Genomic DNA, 20,161 nt, shown 5'->3' with positions numbered 1-20,161 from the left:
CCGGGCGGTCCCGGATGGTCGGAAGGACCGTCCAGGGATGAAACACACAATGCGGCTTCCGTTCTTCTACGGCTGGGTCGTGGTCGCGGTGACCTTCGTCACCATGGCCATCGGCGTCAACGCGCGCACCGCCTTCTCGCTGTTCTTTCCTCCCATCATCTCCGAATTCGGCTGGGAGCGCGGCGTCACCGCGGGCGCCTTCTCCTTCGGCTTCGTCGTTTCGGGCATGGTCAGCCCGCTGATCGGCCGGCTGATGGACCGCGCCGGCCCGCGCGCGGTGATGGAGCTCGGCGTGGTTCTGATGGGCGGCGGATTGCTGCTCGCGCCGCTCACGAGCCAGCCCTGGCATCTCTACGTCACCATCGGCGTCATGGTCGGTGCCGGCTCGGTGTGTCTCGGCTATTCCGGACAGTCGTTGTTCCTGCCGAACTGGTTTATCCGCACGCGCGGCCTCGCCATCGGCATCGCCTTCGCCGGGGTCGGCATCGGCTCGGTCACGCTGCTGCCATGGGTGCAACACATGATCGAAGGGACCGGCTGGCGCACCGCCTGCACGGCGATGGGCCTGATGATCCTGATCGTGCTGGCGCCGATCAATCTGTTCCTGCATCGACGTCCCGAGGATATCGGCCTGCGGCCTGACGGCGATGCGGCCCCGGCCGCAGGCGCCGCAAAACCCGTCTCCAACATCGTCGATCCCGTCTGGGCCGGGACCGAATGGACACTCCGGAAAGCGGTCGCCACGACACGGTTCTGGTGGATCGCGCTCGGCTATTTCTGCGGCCTCTACATCTGGTACGCGGTGCAGGTGCACCAGACCAAATTCCTGCTCGACATCGGCTTTAGCCCGGGTGTCGCGGTGTGGGCACTCGGCATCGTCAGCCTGCTCGGCATTCCCGGCCAGATCCTGCTCGGCCATGTCTCCGACCGGATCGGGCGGGAATGGGTGTGGGCGATCAGCTGCGCGGGTTTTGCGATCTCTTTCGCGGCGCTGATGGCCCTGAAATTCCAGCCGTCATTGTGGCTAGTCTATCTCATGGTGTTCACGCAAGGCGCGCTCGGCTACGGCCTGACCTCGATCATGGGCGCGGTGGTGTTCGAGATTTTTCAGGGCAAGCACCAGGGCAGCATTTTCGGCACGATCATGCTGGCGGCATTGGCCGGCGGCGCTGCCGGTCCCTGGGTCACCGGCTTGCTTTTCGATCGGGTCGGCGACTACACGCTGGCCTTTGGCGTCGCCATCATCGTGAGCGGATTGTCGGCGCTCTCGATCTGGCAAGCTGCGCCCCGCAAGGTGCGCGCCGTTGCCGGCAAGCTTCAGGTGGAAACCGGCGCCGAATAGGTTCCGTGCGCGCCCAATTACCTTCGTTTCTTTCGCGGAATGTTAATCATGTCGCGTCTTGGCGCGGTGCGAGGGGACTGCAAAAACGACTTGGACACCATGGTGGCGCTAGCGTCGGTTGCATATTTTCCCGATGCCTCCGGGTCTAGCGATGTCCGCCTCCGATTGTGCCATGATAGAAACTCCGGAAGTGCTATTGGCCGCGCTCGAACGCGCCGACGAGGGCATCGTCATCGTCGACAGCGCGCATCGCATCACGCATTTCAATGCCGGTGCGGAGCGGATCTGGAAACTCGCACGCGCTGATGTGCTCGGTCACGACGCCGAAATTCTCACCCTCAAATGCCTTCAGGCCGATCCGGTTGCAGAATTCCGTGACGAGATCAGCCTCGTGCGAAACGACGGCAGCCGCATCCGGGCGGCCATCTCGCTTTCATCCATTGCAAGTGAAGGCATCACCTATCGCATCGTGTTCGCGCGCGACGTCACCGCGGATGCCGAACGCCGCGCCAGGATCGGGCTTCTCCACGCCGTCTCCGACCAGACCAACCGCGCGGTGCTCATCACCGACACCGACCAGAGCATCGTCTACGTCAATGCCGCCTTCACGACGCTGTTCGGCTACACCAGCGAGGAAGCCGAGGGCCGCCGTGCCAGGGGCCTGCTCGCCGGCCGCCACACCGATCGCAAGGCCGTTGCGAAGCTCGTCAAGCGCCTGATGGAGGGTGGCCACCGCGGCGAGGTCGAGATGCTCGCCTATGACAAGGACGGCGAGGAGATCTGGGTCTGCGCTCGCATCGATGCCTTCCGCGACAGGAAGGGCCAGGTCAAGCACATCTTCGCGCTGCTCGAGGATATCACCGAGACCAAGCAGCTGCGCTCGCTGCAGCAGCTCATCATGGGCGCGCTGGCTGACGAGGTTCCGATCGGCGAGATCGCCGACCGGCTGTGCCGCCGTGTCGAGCAGATCGCGCCCGACGTCGTCTGTTCGCTGCTTCATATCGATGCCGCGGGCCTGATCCATCCGCTCGGCGGCCCAAGCCTGCCCGAGGACTATTCCCGCGCACTGGACGGCGTTGCCATCGGCCCCAATGTCGGCTCGTGCGGAACCGCGGCCTTCTACGGCGAGCCGGTGCTGGCGACGGATCTGGAGACCGATCCGCGCTGGCGGCCGTACAAGGCGATGCCGCTCGCGATTGGCCTGCGCGCATGCTGGTCGACGCCGGTCAAGGCCAAGGACGGACGGGTCATCGCCACCTTCGCCTTCTACTACCGGGAGCCGCGCGCGCCGAGCAATTGGCATCGGCGCATCGTCGAGGCCTGCGTCAATCTCGGCGCTTTCGCGATCGAGCGCAAGGAAGCGCGCGCCGAGATCGCGCGGCTCGCCTATCACGATATCCTCACCGGCCTGCCGAACCGCGCGCAATTGCGGCGCCTGATCACCACCGCCATCGATGCCTGCCCGACCGGCAGCCACGTCGCGCTGGCCTTCCTCGACGTCGATCATTTCAAGGACGTCAACGACACACTCGGTCATGCCGCCGGCGACGAGCTCCTGATCCAGCTCGCGCAGCGCCTGCGCGAGCAGATCGGGCCCGAGGACATGCTGGGGCGACTCGGCGGCGACGAGTTCGTGATCCTGCTGCCGCAGCGCAACGCCGAGGGTGCCGAGCGCGTCGCGGCCGGAATCACCGAAGCGCTGGCCGCGCCGCTGCGGCTCGGCTCCAGGCAACTGCAGATGTCGGCGAGCATCGGCGTCAGCCTCTATCCCGATCACGCCACCGACATCGACACCCTGATGCAGCAGGCGGACGCGGCCATGTACATGGCCAAGCAGGCCGGCCGCTCGACCCATCGCCTGTTCAGCGCCGAGATGAACGGGCTCACCGAGCAGCGGCTGGCCTTGATTGCGGCGCTGCGCCGCGCCATCGCCGAGGGCACGCTGACCCTCCGCTATCAGCCGCAGATCCGCAGCTGCGACGGCGCGATCCATGGCGTCGAGGCGCTGGCGCGCTGGCACGATGCCGAGCTTGGCGACGTCTCGCCGGCAAAATTCATCCCACTCGCCGAAGAGTGCGGCCTGATCGAGCAGATCGGCCTGTGGTCCGTGCGCGAGGCCTGCCGGCAGATGGCGAGCTGGCGCCGCGCCGGGCTGAACATTCCATCTGTGTCGGTGAATCTGTCGCCGATCAATTTCCGCAACGTCACGCTGGCCGCGCGGCTCAAGGACATCCTCGCCGAATACGATCTGGCGGCGGATGCGCTGATGCTCGAGATCACCGAGGGCGCGTTCATGCAGGACAGCGTCGCCGCGCTCGAGACGATGAACGCGATCCGGGAGCTCGGCGTCGGGCTTTCCGTGGACGATTTCGGCACCGGCTATTCCAGCCTCAGCCGGCTCGCCCATCTGCCGATCCGCGAGCTCAAGATCGACCGCAGCTTCATGCGCGACATCGAGCGTGACGCTGGCGCGCTCGCGATCGCCACCGCCGTGGTGCGCGTCGGGCAGGGCCTCGGCATAACCGTCGTCGGCGAAGGGGTTGAGACCGAGGCGCAGCGCAAGGTGCTGGCCGAGCTCGGCTGCGACGTCGTGCAAGGCTTCCTCTACGCGCCCGCGCTCGCGCCCCTAGCGTTTGAGCGCTGGCTGATCGAGCACTGCGCCGAGCAGGCGCGGGCGATGCTCGCTCGTCTCGACATTGCACCGGCCGGCGCGACCGCGGTGAAGCGGTCGGCGTAGGGCGTCTACTCTCGGAGCCGCCACGGCAGCAACGACCGGCTAGTCATCGAAATCAACGAAACGCGTTACTTCGATCGTGTCTGGTTTGATTTTGCTCGGCATTGACGCGGCAATGCATAGTGAACGGTCAGCAGGCTTTCGTTCCTGTCATCGAAAATCAAGTGATCGGTCAAGGCCATTTCCGCGCGCATCGCGTTGCAGCAGAAGATCATCCATCGATTGAACGTGGGCAACTGGCTCATGGAGCGGTAAAGCTCGCCACACTCGATGGTCAGGTTCGGCCGGCCTTGCGCGTTCGCCAATTCGAGCCGGGATCGAATCTCTTGCCGGAAACCATCCGTTGAAACCATGCGACTCCGATAGCCGAAAACCCTTCTGAGAGGGGGATCAGCCGGCCAGTATTGAAATCGAGCGATGAGCCCCGTCAACTCAGACGTCAGGCCGTGTGACCATAGAGCAATGCCAACACAAAGATACAGCTAATAAAGCCGATCGGATCGATGCGCTCGTCTCGCTATTGGGTGACGGCGTTCCTATATGCTCGAGATCACCGCCCGCCCTTGGCAGTTATCGGTGACTGAGAGCATTGCGCTCCCGCCTCAACCACGCAGGCGGTCGGATGTCCGATATCCCAAAATACAAATCTCCTGGACTGATTGGTATCTCGGGTGCCGGTGCGGGTCGCTTCGTCGGCCTGCATGCGGCGGAATCCATTTTCAATTGATCTGCGGCAGCGATCTCGCACGCAGATCGTCAGGAGGTTTACGTGGCAAACACAGCAACGATCCGAAATTCGAACGGACTTCCGGCCACATTCACGGGATCGAAGACCGGGCAGGACGACGCTCCGTTTGTCTTCGTCAAGGTCGGCGATGAAGAGCGCCGCATGCGAAGGGCCGAATGGGATGCGCTTCCGCCCTGGACCGGTCCGCGCCCGGCACGAACAGCCAACGACTGATCGCACAGCCTTGGGGAGGCCCGCTTGACGGTCGAACATGCCATCGTGCGAACCAAGCCGAAGCCCTGGGGCAGTCTCGATCTGCGGCCCTGGAGTGAGACGTCGACGAGCGACGGGCCGATCGGGGAATTGTGGTTCGAGCGCCCGGGTCTTGCTGCGCCCAAGACGACGTTGCTGCTCAAAATGCTCTTCACCACCGAGCCGCTGTCGATTCAAGTTCATCCGGATGATGCGTTCGCGCGCTCGATCGGGCTTGCCAATGGCAAGACCGAAGCCTGGTATATCGTCTCCGCGATCCCCGGCGCCCGGGTCGCGGTGGGATTGAACCATTTGCGCTCCGCCGCGGAGTTGCGAACCGCGATCACTGATGGCTCGATCGCCGATATCGTGGATTGGCAGCCGGTTCATCCAGGCGACGTCATTCTCATTCCTGCTGGAACGATCCACGCGATCGGCGCCGGCATCGTGCTCGTGGAAATCCAGCAGCACAGCGACGCCACGTTCCGGCTGTTCGACTATGGACGAGCGCGCGAACTGCACATCGACCATGCCGTCGCGGTGGCGACGGCAGGCCCACGCCAGATTCAATCGCCGTCCGAACGCCTGAGCGGCGCGCGAACGGTCCTCACGGTCAATTCCTATTTTGCGCTGGAGCAGACGGACCTTGCTCCTGGCTCCGTTTGGATGCTCGACGCACCGAAAGAGACCTGGCTGCTGGCGATCGAAGGCCACGCCCAACTCGGCTCGACGAGGCTGGCGCCGGGGGAGGCGTTCTTCCTAGAAGCCGACCACGCGGAAATCGAGGTCGGTGCGAGCGGCTTGAAAGCGCTGCTGGCCTATCCCGGCCCGAAGATAAACCCTGCTGCGCTAACAGAGCGCAGCGCCGCGAGCGCCAGTCGCGCACCGCACGCCTTTCCCGGCACCCTGGTCCCGTCTCCCGTCGAGACCGCCACGCTCAAACAATCGGAGACGCCAAATTGGCTGCCGTAAATCGTATTGCATTCATCGGCAATTCGCTTCCCCGCCGCTGCGGCATCGCGACCTTCACCACCGACTTGCAGAGCGCCGTTGCGGCGTCCCGGAGTGATCTGGAGACGGTCATCGTCGCGATGACCGATCACGGCCAGGTCTACGATTATCCTGCCACCGTGGGCCTGGAGATCAACGACGACAGGCAAGATGATTATGTCCGTGCGGCTGCCTATCTGAATAGCGGCGGCTTCGAGGCCGTTTCGCTGCAACACGAATTCGGCATTTTCGGCGGCGAAGCCGGATGCCAGATCATGGCGCTTCTGTCGCGCCTGACCATACCGATCGTGACAACCCTGCATACGGTCTTGTCCGAGCCGACCGAGGCTCAGCGCGACGTCATCACGCGCATCGTCGAGTGCTCGTCCAAGATCGTCGTGATGGCTGAAAAAGGCCGGGAGTTGTTGCGCTCCGTCTATCACGTGGCTGACGAGAAGATCGAGATCATCCCGCACGGCATCCCGGAATTTGCGTTCGTCGAACCCGACGCGGCCAAGGCTGCGCTCGGATTCAGCAACAAGTCGGTCATCCTGACCTTCGGATTGCTGTCGCCGAACAAGGGCATCGAAGTCATGATCGATGCGATGCCTTCCATTCTGAAGACCCGACCCGACGCCGTTTACGTCGTCCTCGGTGCGACGCATCCCAACCTCGTGCGCGATCGTGGCGAAGCCTATCGTGAGTCCCTGATCGCGCACGCGCGCCAGGCTGGCGTCGAGGATCACGTCGTGTTCCTCGATCAGTTCGTCGACAAGAAGACGCTGCTCGATTTCATCTCGATGTCCGACGTCTACGTGACGCCGTACCTCAGTGAGGCCCAGATGACCTCGGGCACGCTGGCCTATAGTTTCGGCCTCGGTAAGGCCGTGGTGTCCACCCCGTATTGGCATGCCCGTGAACTATTGGCCGATGGCCGCGGTATCCTGGTTCCGTTTGGCGATGCGGCAGCGCTTGGCGTCGAAATCGCCAAGTTGCTCACCAACGACGTGCTTCGGCAGGCGATGCGCAAGCGCGCCTATTCGAGCAGCCGCGCGATGACATGGGAAAGAACCGCCGAGCGCTATATGTCGGTCTTCGAGAACGCCGGCCGCCGGCATCGGCTCAAGACCATCGCGCGTATGGATACTGGCACGCTGCTGCGCGACAGCCGCGCCCCGCCGGAAATGCAGCTCGGCCATTTCCTGTCGATGTGCGACGACACGGGACTGTTTCAGCATGCCGTTCATAGCGTGCCGGATCGTGCCCACGGCTATTGCGTCGACGACAACGCCCGGGCGCTGCTCGTGGCCTGTGCGCTCAACAATCCGGGTGAAGAGCGGCTGCCGGAAGCGCTGACGGCGCGATTTGCCGCTTTCGTCCAGCACGCCTGGAATCCGGATACACGACGATTTCGCAATTTCATGGGCTTCAACCGCTGCTGGTTGGAGGACAAGGGGTCGGAGGACAGTCACGGACGTACGCTCTGGGCCTTGGGCGTGTGCGCGTTGACCGACGCCAGTTCGTCGCGGCGCTCATGGGCCGCGGCCTTGTTTTCCGAAGCAATGGTGACAGTGGAAGATTTTCGTTCGCCCCGTGCGTGGGCGTTCGTATTGCTGGGCCTCGATGCTTACTGCTCGGCTGTCCCGGGCGATGTCCAGGCGACCCGCCTGCGTGCCGTGCTTGCCGATCGGTTGATCTTGATCTTCGACACCGTGGCAACCGGCGATTGGGTCTGGTTCGAGGACGGGTTGGCCTATGATAACGCGCGCTTGCCCCAGGCGCTGATCATAACCGGTCTTGCCAGCAAGACATCGCGCTATGTCAATATCGGGCTGGAGTCGTTGCGCTGGCTTGTGAAGCGGCAAACCTCAGCGAAAGGCCAATTCCGCCCGATCGGCACGGCGGGGTTTGGCGATCGACGCCAGCCGTCGCAAGCCTTCGACCAGCAGCCGCTGGAGGCCGCGGCGACCATCGCGGCATGCCTCGCCGCGTGGCGGGCCGATCACGATGTCGAATGGAAAGCCGAAGCCGCGCGGGTCTTCGCGTGGTTTCTGGGCAGCAACGACCTGTCGGCCTCGCTGGTCGATCTGGAGACCGGAAGCTGCCGGGATGGCCTGCATCCCGATCGTCCCAATGAGAACCGGGGAGGGGAATCCGCGGTGTCCTATTTGCTTGGGCTTTCCGAGATTCGGCAAATTGCCCGCCTGAGCGAAAGCCGGGCCAAGCCTGCTCCTCTCGTCGCTTGACGGAGCAGGATTACGATTTCCTCCTTCAACCCATCGAGGCCGTCTTGTCGCAATCTCCCTTCCTCAAACGTCAAGCCCTTCAGCTGCGGCCTGATCCGACCCGTGTCATCGTTCGGCCTTTCAAGCCGGCAACAGAGCCGCGCGACCTCAATCCGACGGACAAGACCCGCGCCAACCATATCGTCGAACGGGTCCTCGCGCTCGATGCCGAGACGGCTGACCGGCAATTGGCCGACGTTCTGGAGAATTTCCTCGGCCGTCACCGCAACCTGTTGCAGATATTCGAGACACGCGCCGCGGAAATGGAAGAGGCGCTGGCCGACCATGCTGTATTCACGCAGGTGCAGCGCCAACTCGCGGGCGCCTATTTTCTCAACGAATATTCGTTCGAGGCCTCGGCATTGTTCAATCCGAGTATCGTGCCGCATCCCGATCAATCCGGAACGCCGGAAGGCAGCCTTCGCTTCATCCTAAGTCTTCGTGCCGTCGGCGAGGGTCACGTGTCGTCCCTGACATTTCGCTCGGGGCTTATTGCGGCAGACGGGACCGTGACCATCGACCCGACGGCGCGCCTTGCATCCAGCCCCGATCTCGTCAAGCTGACATCGGGCGCCGGCGGCGACGAGATTGATGTTACATTTGCGGCCGGCCAGGATCTGAGCGAGCGGGTGATTTTCCCGGTCACTGAAGCGCAGTCGAACGGGATCGAGGACGCCCGCTTTGTGCATTTCAGCAACGCCGGCGAGACGATCTACTACGCGACCTACACCGCTTATAGCGGACGGGCGATCCGGTCGGAGCTGATCGAGACGTCCGACTTTGTATCGTTCCGGCTATCGACCCTGAAAGGCAGTGCCGCGCGCAACAAGGGCATGGCGTTATTCCCGCGCAAGATCGGGGGCAGATATGCGATGATCGCGCGCCAGGACAACGAGAACCTCTATCTGATCTTTTCCGACGACCTCCAGACGTGGGATGGCGGCCAGCCGATTCTGAAGCCGCGATACCCCTGGGAATTTGTGCAGATCGGCAATTGCGGATCACCCATCGAACTCGACGTCGGGTGGCTGCTTCTGACGCACGGCGTCGGACCTTTGCGAAAATATTCGATCGGGGCCGCGCTGCTGGACAAGAACGACCCTTCGAAGGTGCTCGGCCGCCTGCGCGAGCCACTATTGCGCCCGGACCCTTCCGAACGCGAAGGATATGTTCCAAACGTCGTCTACACTTGCGGCGCGATGCGCCACCACGACAAGATCATCTTCCCCTACGCGGTCTCCGACAGCTACTGCAATTTTGCGACCATCGAGATCGCATCCTTGATCGCGGCCATGGACAGGAGCGCATAGGAACTGCGCTGACCGTTCTCGACATCCATCCGGTGGATTGGAAAAGCGTGAAGCGGTCGGCGCAGAACACTGCGTCGAGCGGGTGATTTCCGGGCTCAGGCATCCGGTTGCAGGAACGTGCCGTACTGCTTGGTCGCGGCGACCGCGGCCGCGGCCTGTCCGATCATCCGCATCGCGGCCATCATCGGCCACGGCCCAAGGCTGACCCGCCGAACGCCGACGCGAGCCAGATCCGGAAGTGCGGGAACGCCTTGTGTCACCATGATGTTGACCGGCAGAGGCGTGAGCTGAACGAACTTTTCAATGAGAGCGAGGTCGGTGAGGCCGGGGACGAAAATTCCGTCGGCGCCGGCCTCGGCATAGACCTTCGCCCGCCTTGCCGCTTCATTCATGCACTCGTCCGGCGATCCGAATTTCAGTAGGAACGGATCTGTTCTCGCATTGATGAATAGCTGAACTCCCAGATCTTTCGCGGCGTCGCGCGCGGCCTTGATCTTGGCGGCATGGAGTTCGGGATTGACCAGTTGCCGCTTTCCCCCCGATAGCCCGTCCTCGATATTGATGCCGACGGCGCCGGCTTTCAAAATCTCGGTCGCCGATCTGGCGGCGGCCTCCGGGGTGTCGCCATATCCTGCCTCCAGATCGATTGAGACTGGAACCGACACGGCCGCAGTCATCCGCGATACGAGGCCAGTCACCATGTCGAACGGGACATTTTCTCCGTCGGCGTATCCAAGTGCGGAGGCGACCGCGCCGCTGCTGGTCGCGATGGCCGGAGCGGTCTTCGCGATGGCTTTGGCGGTGGCGGCGTCCCAGGCGTTGAACAGGACGAGCGGATCGCCCTTCCTGTGAAGGGCATGAAAGGTCTCGGCATATTGATGTTGTGTCTTGGCGTCCATTGCGCGCACTCCAGATTAGAAAATCGAAGGATGTTGTGGGCCACCGCCCTCTGCGTTCAGTCAGGCGCGTGCGTCTTGAACCAGTCCATGATCAGGCCGGTGACTTCTTCCTCACGCTCGAGGTGCGGGAAGTGCCCGACATCGGGCAGGACAATCCGCTTGTGCGGCCCCTTGAACAGCGGCTCCTCCTTGACCGAGTACCTCGCTGTCGGATCGTTGCTGCCATAGATCGTCAGCGTCGGCGTGTGCATGTCATTGATCGGCAGCCGGCCCGTGAGCCCCGCATCGGTCAGGCCTCCGTAATATTTCAGCGCCGCGGCCATCGTGCCGGGCGAGCTGAGTGTCTCCTTGATCGAACGGATGTGCTCGGCATTGTTGAATGTCGGTGACCACAGCTTCCAGAGATAGTCGACGAAGGGGAGGCCCTCGGTATTGACCGCGGATTCGGCGCCGGGCAGCTGGAAAAAATAGACGTGGAAGACGGCTCGAACGAGCTCCGGATCCCGTCTGATGCTCGAAATTGTAATCGGGTGCGCGGTGTTCATGACCACGGCGGCCTTGATTGCCGATGGCGCCGTGGCCAGCGCCTGAAGGGTCGAGGTGCCGCCCCAATCCATGCCGACGACGCGTGCCTGTCCGTCGTCGCTCAGCGCCGCGATGAGGGCTTCGAGATCCTTGCCCAGTGCGATCGGATCGAAAATGCCGTCCGCCGGAATCTCGGTCGGCGCATAGCCACGCAGGAACGGCGCGACGGCACGATACCCGGCATCCGCGAAGACCTGCAGCTGCTTTCGATACGACCAGGCATTGTCGGGAAAGCCGTGCAGGAGCATGACCAGGGGGCCATCGCCCTGTTCGAGATAGGCGAAGCGCACGCCGTTGGCCTGCACGTATTTCAAGGCGGGTTCGGTGCCCCTGGTATCCGCTTGGGCATTCGCTTGTCGTGCCGCGCTCCGAGTATTCATCGTCATTCTCCATGTGATCGAGCCTGCGATCCAAATTATGTGCGGAGTGCACATATCGTCAAGTTGTTTTTTGTGCGCTCCGCACATATTGTCGGCGTATGGAAACTGGAATCGCAAATTTGCTGGGGGCGCTTTCGCTCGCCGTCATGGATCGGATTGAGCAGGGCGCGCGCGAGGTCATAGGCCGCGGTGGCGAGACCCCTGCGGCACTGGTCGTCATCGGCTATGGCCAGGGCATGACCAACGACAAGCTGCGGCGGATCCTTGGCCTGTCGCATTCAGGAACGGTCCGGCTGGTGGACCGTCTGGTGTCGGATCGGCTGGTCGAACGTCGGCCCGGACAGGACGGCCGCGAGGTTGCCTTGCACCTGACGGCGAAGGGCGCCGCAATCCGCAACGATTTGATGACTTCGCGGATTTCGGCCGTCGCGTCGCTTCTGGATGTACTGTCGCCGGCCGAAACGAAGCGCCTTGAAACGCTGCTCCATGAGTTGTTGGCTCGGCAGGATACCTCCGAGATGGATCGCTTCACGATCTGCCGCATGTGCGACGACAGCGCTTGTACGAATTGCCCCTTGCCCACGGACAAGGGCAAACGCGCTCGCTAGCGGGCGCGCTCGAGACTATCATCCGGCTTGGGCGCAACGCGCGTTCACATCGCGGAAAGGAACGTCCGGCGTTTCCCCACGTTGTCGGCCCACCAGCAAAAGCCGGGCCATACGATGAAGAAGATCGCCACCATCCTTGTCATGCTCTTTGCCTTTCCGGCTGCCGCCCGCGCGGACAGCTGGAGCGGCTATCGCATTCCCGAGACCGGGACCAGCGTCGATATCCCTTCGTCCATCTTCACCGAGCAAGCCGGCCGGCCCGACGGCTATGGCATGCAGTACCGGACCAGCGACGGCCGTGCGGATTTGACGGTGCAGGCCGTTCCCAATGACGGCAGCTCACCGGCCGCTTTCCTGGCGCGGAAGAATCCGCCGCCCGGCATCACCTACAAGCGCATCACGCCGCGCTTCTTCGTGGTCTCCAGCACCCGGGGCGGCAAGATCTGGTACGACCGCTGCAACTTTGGCCGCCGCTACGTGCATTGCGTGCTGATCAACTATCCGGCCGCCGAGAAGCGGCAGTGGGATGCACTCGTGACCCGCGTCAGCCGCACGCTGAGCGGCGGTTGATCCGTTCACCAACGAACAACCTGCTCACAAAGAAAAACTGCCCGCAGGTTGCGGGCAGCAGTCTCGTGAGGATGGTTCAGCGCACGTTGGTCGATGTCGTCGACATGGTCGGCTTGGAGCCCGGCACGTGCGACATGGTCTTGGTGGTCGACCCGACCTCCTCGCCCGCCTTGACTTTCGTGCGGGTGTGGGAGCGGCTGAACGTACCACCCTCATGCGCCTGCGCGCGCGCATTGGAATTGAGCACCGGACCGTTGCCCTTGTTCATGCTGGTGCCGGACTGCGCCTTGCCGTTGGCAGACGCGGCGCTGCCGCCCGCTGCAATCGACGAGCCGGTCTGTCCGGAGCCCGACGTCGACGTGCCGCCGGTGCCGAGCGTGCTGGCCGAGGTGCCGCCGGCCGCGGCCGAGCCCCCAGTGCCGCCGGTCATGCTGGTTTGCGCCGACAACGGTGAGGCGGCGGCGAGCAGAAGTGCGACCGACGAGGTCGCGATCAACATTCTCATCTGTGAAATCCTTTTGCTAGGGCGACGATGTCGAGATGGTGCAGCCGTTGACCGTGACGGTGCTCGCGCTGGTCGAACCCGGGCCGCCGGCCGTCGAGGACGAACTCGACACGTTGCCGCCACCGGCCTGGACGTGCACCGACGATCCGCCGGCCGAGCTAGAGCTCGACAGCGAGCCGCTCGATGAGGTCGAGCCGGTGGTGCCCGAACCCGATGACCCCAGCGCGGTAATGCTGCCGTCGGGATGTTTTTCCACCGTGACCCGGCAGGTCTCGCCGGACGCGGTCTTGCCGGTTTTCTGCATGGTTTCCCCCGCAGCGGCGCTGCTCATCAAAGTCAAAACTGCGATCGCAACGATTGGTCTGTTCATGCCAGTCCTCCTCAGGAAGGACGAAGGAGCGGCATTGCTGCCGCTCCGCCGGCCGGATGTCAGTCCTTGTCCTTCTTCATCTCGTCCTTGTGGTGGCCTTTGCCCTTTTCCCTGCCCATGTCGCTGGCATGTCCCGCGGAGGAGCCGGCCGCTCCCACGGTCGAGCCGCTCTTGCCGCCGCCGGCCGACGAGCCGCCCGTGCCGACTGTCGATGCCGAGTTGGAGCCGGAGCCTGCCGCAGAGCCGCCGGTGCCGACGCTGGACGAACTCTTGCCGCCACCCGCCGACGAACCACCGGTGCCGAGCGTCGAGGCCGAGCCTGAGCCGCTGCCGGAGCCTGCGGCGGAGCCGCCGGTGCCGATCGACGAACTGCTGGTGCCGCCGCCCGCCGACGAGCCGCCGGTGCCAAGCGTCGAGGCCGAGCCCGATCCGCTGCCCGAACCCGCCGATGAACCGCCCGTGCCTACGGTCGAGTTGCTGGTGCCACCGCCGGCTGACGACCCGCCAGTGCCGACCGTCGAACTCGACTGCGCCACGGCGAGCGCGGTACCGGCCAGCAGCGCAGCTGCGGCCGCAGACAATTTCAGAATCCTCATCGCTGTCTCCTCGAATGATCAAATTGCCAAAACAGGCACGGGATAAAGTGGCAAGCTGCAGAAACGTTCCTTGGATCGGTATGAGGATGTGGAAATGCGCGCGAGAATTGCGACGAGGTTCCAGCGGCGCGGCGCGCCGATGCCGAGCGGGAACAGCGAAGCGCGACGATCTGAAGAAAACAAACGCTACTTCAACGACAATCCCGTCCTGCGCCGCAGATCCGTGATCGCGCGCAGAAAACTGTCGGCCGGCGTCGTCTCCGGATCGATCAGGCGGTGCAGGCGAAAGCCGTCTTCCAATGCCAGCACGACGGAGGCCATCCAGGGGGGATTGAGCGTGTCGCCCTTCGCGTTGCTCTTCAGCGTTGCCTCGATGATGTCGGCGACCAGCTTGCGCCGCGCGCGCAGGCGCTTTGCAAGCTCCGGTCGGCGCTTCTCGGCGCGGGCGACAAACAGGATCATCTCCATGTGGAGCAGCGGCGAGCGGCCGAGCGGATCCTGCCTTGTGCGATCCATCGCCTTCAGCGCCGCGATGAAGTCGTCGAGATTGTCGTGCTGCGCGAGGATGTCCATGTTGCGCCGGATCGACTGCGCGACATGGTCCTCGAGCATGGCGATAATCAGCTCGTCCTTGCTCTTGAAGTTGGAATAGAACGCGCCGCGGCTAAATCCGGCCGCCGCCGCGATCGCCTCGATGCTGGCGCCGCCGATGCCGTCCTGCTCGAACACGCGCGCCGCCGCCTCGAACAGCCTGTCGCGCGTGTCGTCCCTGGTCGGCCTAGTTCTCACCCTTGACATCGGGGCAGTTTAGGGCAAAATGCAACTCGATACAACAATGTATCGAGTTGATAATTCCGGGATGGTTACGCTGCGCAAGAGGGGCTGCGGCGTATGCGATTCATGCGGCAACCGATATGAGGTCACCATGAACGAGCACGTGCAGGGCACCGGCGGTCCGCTGTTCAACCCGCTGTCGCCGGACTTCATCCGCGATCCCTATCCGCATTATGACCGGCTCCGCGCGATCTACCCGATTCACGTGACGCCGTTCGGCCAGTTCGTCGCCAGCCGCCATGCCGATGTCAGCCTCGTGATGCGCGACAAGCGTTTTGGCAAGGATTTCGTCGAGCGCTCCAGGCGCCGCTATAGCGAAAAGATCATGGAGGAGCCGGTCTTCCGCAGCATGAGCCACTGGATGCTGCAGGCCGATCCGCCCGACCACACCCGCCTGCGCGGCCTCGTCGTGAAGGCCTTCACCGCCCGCCGCGTCGAGGACATGCGGCCACGCATCCAGGAGATCGTCGACCAGACCATCGATGCCGTGATCGACCGCGGCCACATGGACCTGATCGAAGACTTCGCCTTCCGCCTGCCTGTGACCATCATCTGCGACATGCTCGGCATCCCCGAGGACCATCGCGAGACTTTCTATAACAGCTCGCGCGATGGCGGACGGCTGCTCGATCCCGTGCCGCTGTCGCCGGAGGAAATCGCCAAGGGCAACGCCGGCAACATGATGGCGCAGATGTATTTCCAGCAGCTGTTCGAACTGCGTCGCAGAAATCCCGGCGACGATCTCATCACCAAGCTGGTGCAGGCCGAGGAAGACGGCAACAAGCTCACCAACGAGGAACTGACCGCCAACATCATCCTTTTGTTCGGCGCCGGCCACGAGACCACGGTCAATCTGATCGGCAACGGCCTGCTGGCGCTGCATCGGAATCCGGACCAGCTCGCGCTTTTGAAGGCGCGGCCGGACCTGATGGTGGGCGCGATCGAGGAGTTTCTGCGCTACGATTCCTCGGTGCAGATGACCGGGCGGGTCGCGCTGGAGGATATCGACGATCTCGGCGGCGCCAAGATCCCCAAGGGCGAGACCGTGCTCTGCCTGCTGGGCTCGGCCAACCGCGACCCGGCGGTCTATCCTGACCGCCCCGACCGGCTCGACGTCACCCGCCAGAATGTGAGGCCGCTGTCGTTCGGCGGTGGCATCCATTTCTGCCTGGGGGCCCAATTGGCCCGGCTCGAGGCCGAGATCGCCATCGCCACGCTGTTGCGTCGGCTGCCCGACCTGCGCATCGACGACGTCGAAAACCCCGAATGGCGGCCGACCTTCGTGCTGCGCGGCCTGAAGCGGCTGCCTGCGAGCTGGTGATGGCTCGCCGGCGTTAACCTCCGCGCGCAACAGTCGCTGTGACTTCGCCACACTTCCCCCTATATAAGGGGCTGTTCCGGTACGTCTGAGGCCCTGCGGCTCAGGCAAGGCCCGCATCCGGTTTGGCCGAGGGGAGACCCGTGCAGACGACGCTGCTCGGATTGGCGATTGCCTTTATCTTGGCGCTGCTGGCCGCTCTGATCGGACCGTACTTCGTCGACTGGAACCAGTTCAGGCCCCAGTTCGAAGCAGAGGCCGGCAGGATCATCGGCGTGCCGGTGCGGGTGGCGGGCGAGCTCGACGCGCGGCTGTTGCCGGCGCCGACGCTGCGGCTGCGCGCGGTCACCTTCGGCGGCAACAACGATCTCGGCCGCCTGCGCGCCGACAAGCTCGACGTCGAATTCAGCCTGAGCTCGCTGATGCGCGGCGAATGGCGCGCCACCGAGCTTTCGGTCAACGGCATGGCGGTCGATCTCGGTCTCGACGCGCGCGGGCGGGTCGATTTGCCGTCCACGGCGAGCGGCAGCTTCAATCTGGCATCGCTGGCGATCGAGCGGCTGAACCTCACCGGCCGCATCGCCCTGCATGATGCCGCCAGCCATTCGACACTGGAGCTCAACGACATCGCTTTCTCCGGCGATGTGCGCTCGCTGGCCGGCTCGGTCCGGGGCGACGGCAGTTTTGCCCTCAGCGGCGTGCGCTATCCGTTCCGCGTCTCCTCCGGCCCGAGCGCCGACGGCAACGCCACCCGCCTCCACCTCAACATCGATCCCGGCGAGCGCGCGATCCTCGCCGATCTCGAAGGCGTGCTCGCCTTCGACAACCGCCTGCCGAAATTCGAGGGCGCGCTGACGTTCGCCGTGCCGGCGCCGAAGAAGCCGGGCGAGGCGGGGCCGATGCCCTGGAAGCTCACGACGAAACTCAAGGCTGATCCGGCCGGCGCCAAGTTCGAGCAGGTCGACGCCAGCTTCGGGTCCGAAGACTCCGCGCTGAAGCTCGGCGGCGTCGGCGATATCAGTTTCGGGGCTTCGCCGCTGCTGCGTGCGGTGCTGTCGGCGCGCCAGGTCGATGCCGACAAGCTGACCGGCAAGGATGAGCCGCAGCGCATCCTTCCGGCGCTCCGCGCAGGCCTCGCCGCAATCCCGCAGGCGCCGATCCCGGCACAGATCGAGTTCAACTCCGACCAGATCATGCTCGGCGCACGGCCGCTCCAGAACATCACGGCCGAGCTTGCGACCGACGGACGATCCTGGACCTTCCAGCGGCTCGAGCTGCGCGCGCCGGGACAGACGCAGCTCTCGCTCAACGGCGCGACGCCCGGTGCCGACAGCTTCAGCGGCCGTCTCAGCGTCGATTCCTCCGATCCCGATACGCTAGTGGCCTGGCTCCAGGGCCGCAGCGAGGTCAACCGCCGCAGCACGCGGCCGCTGCGCCTTGCCGGTGACGTGACCATCGCCGCCAACCATTTCGCCATCGACAGGCTGAAGGCCGAGATCGACGGCGGCGCGGTCGAAGGCCGCATCGCTTTCGTCCAGACCGGCGCGAGCAAGGGCTCGCGGATCGACGCGGAGCTCAAGGCCGACCGCCTTGACCTCGATGCGGCCGCAAGTTTTGTGCGCGCGCTTTCGGGATCGCAGGGCGAATGGCCGGAGGAAGCGAAGCTGTCGCTCGATATCGGCCGCGCGATCTCGGCCGGGCAGGAGCTGCGGCCGTTCACCGCGAAACTCGGCTACGGCCCCGCATCGCTCTCGCTGGAGCAGTTGCGGTTCGGCCAGGCCAGTGGCGTGACCACGGAAGCAAGTGGCAGCTTCGACCGCGCCAAGGCCACGGGCAAGCTCGCGCTGAAATCCTCCGCCAATTCGCTGCGCGATCTCACTGCACTGCTCGAGCCGTTTGCGCCATCGGTGCGCGCGCGCTTCGACGCCATCCCGTCGCTGCCGGGTGCGACCCGCCTGAAGCTCGACCTCAGCCTCGACAAGAACGCCGAGCACGCCGATCGCAACGACGCGCGCGCTGTCCTCGAACTCGACGCGCCGCAGCTCAAGGCCACCGCGACGCTGGCTGCGCAGACGCCGGTGGCCGCCGTCAACGGCATCGACGTCGACCGCTTGCGCAACAGCGACTTCACGCTGGACTCGAAAGTCGCGACACCGCAAGCCAGTGCACTGCTGGCGTTGCTCGGGCTCGATCGCGTGGTGGCCGCAGGCGAGGGCGCTTCGCAGTTCGAAGGCCGCTTGAGCGGCGCGTGGCGCCATCAGCTGCAATTGAATGCCAAGCTTAGCGGCGGCGGGCTGGATGCGGACGCACAAGGCAACGTCGAATTGTCGGAGCCGAAAGGCAGCGTAAATTTGCGCGTGCGCAACGCCAATCTGGGGCCGCTGTTCGGGACCAGCCCGGCCGATAAATCGGTGCAGAGCGTCAATCTGTCCTCGCGCGTCGGCCTCTCCGGCAACCGCCTGACCTTCAACGATCTCGAGAGCACCCTGGCCGGCTCGCATTTGCGCGGTCATCTGGCGGTGACGCTCGATCAGGAGAAGACCGTCGACGGCGAAGTCGGCCTCGATACGCTCGACCTCGTGCCCGCGCTCGCGATGGCCATCGGCGCGGCCGGACACGATGCCAATGCGCCGCTGAGTGCCGGGCTTCTCGGCGGCTGGCGCGGCCGCGTCGCCTTCCAGGCGTTGCACGGCACGTTGCCCGGCGGCATCGAGCTGCGCCCCTTCGGCGGTACGGTCCGGAGCGACGGTCAGTCGCTCGCGCTCGACGCAATGAAGGGCGGCGTCGGCGGCGGCGAGATGTCGGCGAGCCTTGATGCGCGCAATGGCGCCAATGGTCTGACGCTCAACGCGCGCATCGAGCTCGGCAATGTCGACGCGGCGGCGCTGCGCTACCGCGACCTCGCGCTGCCGAAGGGACGAGCCTCGGCGCAGATGGCGCTGACCAGCCAGGGCCGTAGCGTCGCGGCGCTCACCGGTGCGCTCGCCGGCAACGGTACGGTGACGCTCGAATCCGCTGAAATCTCCGGCCTCAATCCACGCGCCTTCGAAATCGCCATCCGCGCCAGCGACGGCGGCCAAATTGCCGACGACAATCGGCTGCGGCAGCTGGTCGAGCCCGCGCTGTCGGCGGGTCCGATTGCAGTGGCCTCGGCGCAGATCCCGTTCACGATCCGGGACGGGCGCCTGCGCGTCGGCGCAACGTCGCTAGAGGCGAAGAACGCGCGTGCCATCGTCTCCGGCGGTTACGACATCCCCGCCGACCAGGCCGACATCCGTGCCAGCCTGACGCCGATCATGACCGGGCTCTCCGGCGCGCCGCCCGAAATCCAGCTGTTCGCGGCCGGTCCCCCCGACAGGCTCAATCGCACCGTCGATCTTGGGCCGCTGTCGTCGTGGCTCGCGGTACGCACGATCGATCGCGAGACGCGCCGGCTGGACGCCATCGAGCGCGGCGAGCCGCCGCCGGCCACCGCCGCGTTGCCGACGCTGGTGTCGCCCGAACCGGCGCCGGAGCCGTCGCTCACGGATGTGCCGATGCCCGGCCGCGATCCGCGCCGTGCGCCGCCGCCGAAGCCCAAGTCCGATATCAGGGTTGCGCCGACGCCAAAGGCGCCGCAGGCCGCTCCCGCGGCACCAAGCCCGCCGCTTGCAAGCACGCAGATCGCGCCGCTGCCTCCGCCGATCGACGTCAGGCCGGCCCCGGGCCCGCCGCCCGCAAAGCCCAAGCCAAAGCCGCCGCTGGTGCTGACGCCGTCAAATCCGTAGGCGATAGTCCGTCATGCCCGGGCTTGTCCCGGGCATCCACGTTCTCCGTCCCAGGCGGTGAGACGTGGATGGCCGGGACAAGCCCGGCC

At 64.7% G+C, this 20,161-nt stretch carries 17 protein-coding genes; 10 read left to right on the top strand and 7 right to left on the bottom strand.

Going from position 1 to position 20,161, the window contains the following annotated elements; all coding sequences use genetic code 11:
- Nucleotides 1-49 precede the first annotated feature (49 nt).
- Both AC0L23_RS15670 and AC0L23_RS15665 read left to right on the top strand, forming a co-directional pair.
- Nucleotides 50-1,342: an MFS transporter gene (locus AC0L23_RS15670; RefSeq protein WP_473357109.1), complete on the top strand. Its 1,293-nt coding sequence runs from the start codon at nt 50-52 to the stop codon at nt 1,340-1,342.
- A 151-nt stretch (nt 1,343-1,493) separates the two neighbouring features.
- A complete protein-coding gene (locus tag AC0L23_RS15665) occupies nt 1,494-4,079 on the top strand; it encodes an EAL domain-containing protein (RefSeq protein ID WP_473357099.1) in 2,586 nt (861 codons plus the stop codon).
- Nucleotides 4,080-4,144: 65 nt separating this feature from the next.
- On the opposite strand, the gene AC0L23_RS15660 is transcribed toward AC0L23_RS15665, so the two are convergent.
- Nucleotides 4,145-4,429, bottom strand: a complete 285-nt coding sequence (locus tag AC0L23_RS15660; RefSeq protein ID WP_377829544.1) for a hypothetical protein — start codon at nt 4,427-4,429, stop codon at nt 4,145-4,147.
- Between the two features lie 416 nt (nt 4,430-4,845).
- On the opposite strand from AC0L23_RS15660, the gene AC0L23_RS15655 reads away from it, so the two are divergent.
- From AC0L23_RS15655 to AC0L23_RS15640, 4 genes are read left to right on the top strand one after another with little or no spacing between them, the layout of a single operon-like run.
- A complete protein-coding gene (locus AC0L23_RS15655) occupies nt 4,846-5,037 on the top strand; it encodes a hypothetical protein (RefSeq protein WP_018454304.1) in 192 nt (63 codons plus the stop codon).
- Nucleotides 5,038-5,061: 24 nt separating this feature from the next.
- Nucleotides 5,062-6,027 (top strand): class I mannose-6-phosphate isomerase, encoded by a 966-nt coding sequence (locus AC0L23_RS15650; RefSeq protein WP_377829545.1) that lies wholly within the window; start codon nt 5,062-5,064, stop codon nt 6,025-6,027.
- Nucleotides 6,015-8,291 carry a glycosyltransferase family 4 protein gene (locus AC0L23_RS15645; RefSeq protein ID WP_446480135.1) on the top strand — a complete coding sequence of 759 codons (2,277 nt, stop codon included), beginning with the start codon at nt 6,015-6,017 and terminating at the stop codon, nt 8,289-8,291. Before AC0L23_RS15650 ends, AC0L23_RS15645 begins: the two co-directional genes overlap by 13 nt.
- A 44-nt stretch (nt 8,292-8,335) precedes the next feature.
- Nucleotides 8,336-9,640, top strand: a complete 1,305-nt coding sequence (locus tag AC0L23_RS15640) for a glycoside hydrolase family 130 protein (protein ID WP_247475484.1) — start codon at nt 8,336-8,338, stop codon at nt 9,638-9,640.
- A gap of 95 nt (nt 9,641-9,735) precedes the next feature.
- Here the strand turns inward: AC0L23_RS15640 and AC0L23_RS15635 are convergent, their stop codons facing one another.
- Together AC0L23_RS15635 and AC0L23_RS15630 are read right to left on the bottom strand one after the other, a co-directional pair.
- Nucleotides 9,736-10,539, bottom strand: a complete 804-nt coding sequence (locus tag AC0L23_RS15635) for an isocitrate lyase/PEP mutase family protein (RefSeq protein ID WP_247475483.1) — start codon at nt 10,537-10,539, stop codon at nt 9,736-9,738.
- A 56-nt stretch (nt 10,540-10,595) separates the two neighbouring features.
- Nucleotides 10,596-11,504, bottom strand: coding sequence for an alpha/beta fold hydrolase (locus AC0L23_RS15630; RefSeq protein ID WP_473357098.1), 909 nt, complete (start codon nt 11,502-11,504; stop codon nt 10,596-10,598).
- A 119-nt stretch (nt 11,505-11,623) separates the two neighbouring features.
- On the opposite strand from AC0L23_RS15630, the gene AC0L23_RS15625 reads away from it, so the two are divergent.
- Together AC0L23_RS15625 and AC0L23_RS15620 are read left to right on the top strand one after the other, a co-directional pair.
- Entirely contained in the window at nt 11,624-12,112 is a 489-nt protein-coding gene (locus AC0L23_RS15625; RefSeq protein ID WP_240543379.1) for a MarR family winged helix-turn-helix transcriptional regulator, read from the top strand.
- Nucleotides 12,113-12,226: 114 nt separating this feature from the next.
- Nucleotides 12,227-12,682 (top strand): hypothetical protein, encoded by a 456-nt coding sequence (locus AC0L23_RS15620; protein ID WP_085360651.1) that lies wholly within the window; start codon nt 12,227-12,229, stop codon nt 12,680-12,682.
- A gap of 76 nt (nt 12,683-12,758) precedes the next feature.
- Here AC0L23_RS15620 and AC0L23_RS15615 read toward each other — a convergent pair whose 3' ends face one another.
- The 4 genes from AC0L23_RS15615 to AC0L23_RS15600 form a co-directional block, all read right to left on the bottom strand.
- The gene (locus tag AC0L23_RS15615; protein WP_018454312.1) at nt 12,759-13,181 is read right to left on the bottom strand and encodes a hypothetical protein; all 423 of its coding nucleotides are present in this window, start codon (nt 13,179-13,181) and stop codon (nt 12,759-12,761) included.
- A gap of 22 nt (nt 13,182-13,203) precedes the next feature.
- Entirely contained in the window at nt 13,204-13,557 is a 354-nt protein-coding gene (locus tag AC0L23_RS15610; RefSeq protein ID WP_026232714.1) for a hypothetical protein, read from the bottom strand.
- Between the two features lie 59 nt (nt 13,558-13,616).
- Nucleotides 13,617-14,153 (bottom strand): hypothetical protein, encoded by a 537-nt coding sequence (locus tag AC0L23_RS15605; RefSeq protein ID WP_085385109.1) that lies wholly within the window; start codon nt 14,151-14,153, stop codon nt 13,617-13,619.
- A gap of 186 nt (nt 14,154-14,339) precedes the next feature.
- Complete coding sequence (locus tag AC0L23_RS15600; protein ID WP_085385110.1) at nt 14,340-14,951, bottom strand: TetR/AcrR family transcriptional regulator; 612 nt, start codon at nt 14,949-14,951, stop codon at nt 14,340-14,342.
- A gap of 127 nt (nt 14,952-15,078) precedes the next feature.
- Here AC0L23_RS15600 and AC0L23_RS15595 point away from each other — a divergent pair, with 127 nt between their 5' ends.
- Both AC0L23_RS15595 and AC0L23_RS15590 read left to right on the top strand, forming a co-directional pair.
- Complete coding sequence (locus AC0L23_RS15595; protein WP_085385111.1) at nt 15,079-16,308, top strand: cytochrome P450; 1,230 nt, start codon at nt 15,079-15,081, stop codon at nt 16,306-16,308.
- A 140-nt stretch (nt 16,309-16,448) separates the two neighbouring features.
- Complete coding sequence (locus AC0L23_RS15590; RefSeq protein ID WP_085385112.1) at nt 16,449-20,072, top strand: AsmA family protein; 3,624 nt, start codon at nt 16,449-16,451, stop codon at nt 20,070-20,072.
- Nucleotides 20,073-20,161 lie beyond the last annotated feature (89 nt).

This window comes from Bradyrhizobium sp. MI1.4 (assembly GCF_055811315.1).
This window is presented reverse-complemented; position numbering and strand designations above follow the sequence as displayed.

Excerpts from the sequence above, each read along its gene's own strand:
- AC0L23_RS15615 (WP_018454312.1), bottom strand. The coding sequence starts at position 13,181 with ATGTTGATCGCGACCTCGTCGGTCGCACTTCTGCTCGCCGCCGCCTCA.
- AC0L23_RS15635 (WP_247475483.1), bottom strand. The coding sequence starts at position 10,539 with ATGGACGCCAAGACACAACATCAATATGCCGAGACCTTTCATGCCCTT.
- AC0L23_RS15595 (WP_085385111.1), top strand. The coding sequence starts at position 15,079 with ATGAACGAGCACGTGCAGGGCACCGGCGGTCCGCTGTTCAACCCGCTG.
- AC0L23_RS15610 (WP_026232714.1), bottom strand. The coding sequence starts at position 13,557 with ATGAACAGACCAATCGTTGCGATCGCAGTTTTGACTTTGATGAGCAGC.
- AC0L23_RS15605 (WP_085385109.1), bottom strand. The coding sequence starts at position 14,153 with ATGAGGATTCTGAAATTGTCTGCGGCCGCAGCTGCGCTGCTGGCCGGT.
- AC0L23_RS15665 (WP_473357099.1), top strand. The coding sequence starts at position 1,494 with ATGTCCGCCTCCGATTGTGCCATGATAGAAACTCCGGAAGTGCTATTG.
- AC0L23_RS15670 (WP_473357109.1), top strand. The coding sequence starts at position 50 with ATGCGGCTTCCGTTCTTCTACGGCTGGGTCGTGGTCGCGGTGACCTTC.
- AC0L23_RS15660 (WP_377829544.1), bottom strand. The coding sequence starts at position 4,429 with ATGGTTTCAACGGATGGTTTCCGGCAAGAGATTCGATCCCGGCTCGAA.
- AC0L23_RS15630 (WP_473357098.1), bottom strand. The coding sequence starts at position 11,504 with ATGAATACTCGGAGCGCGGCACGACAAGCGAATGCCCAAGCGGATACC.
- AC0L23_RS15600 (WP_085385110.1), bottom strand. The coding sequence starts at position 14,951 with ATGTCAAGGGTGAGAACTAGGCCGACCAGGGACGACACGCGCGACAGG.
- AC0L23_RS15620 (WP_085360651.1), top strand. The coding sequence starts at position 12,227 with ATGAAGAAGATCGCCACCATCCTTGTCATGCTCTTTGCCTTTCCGGCT.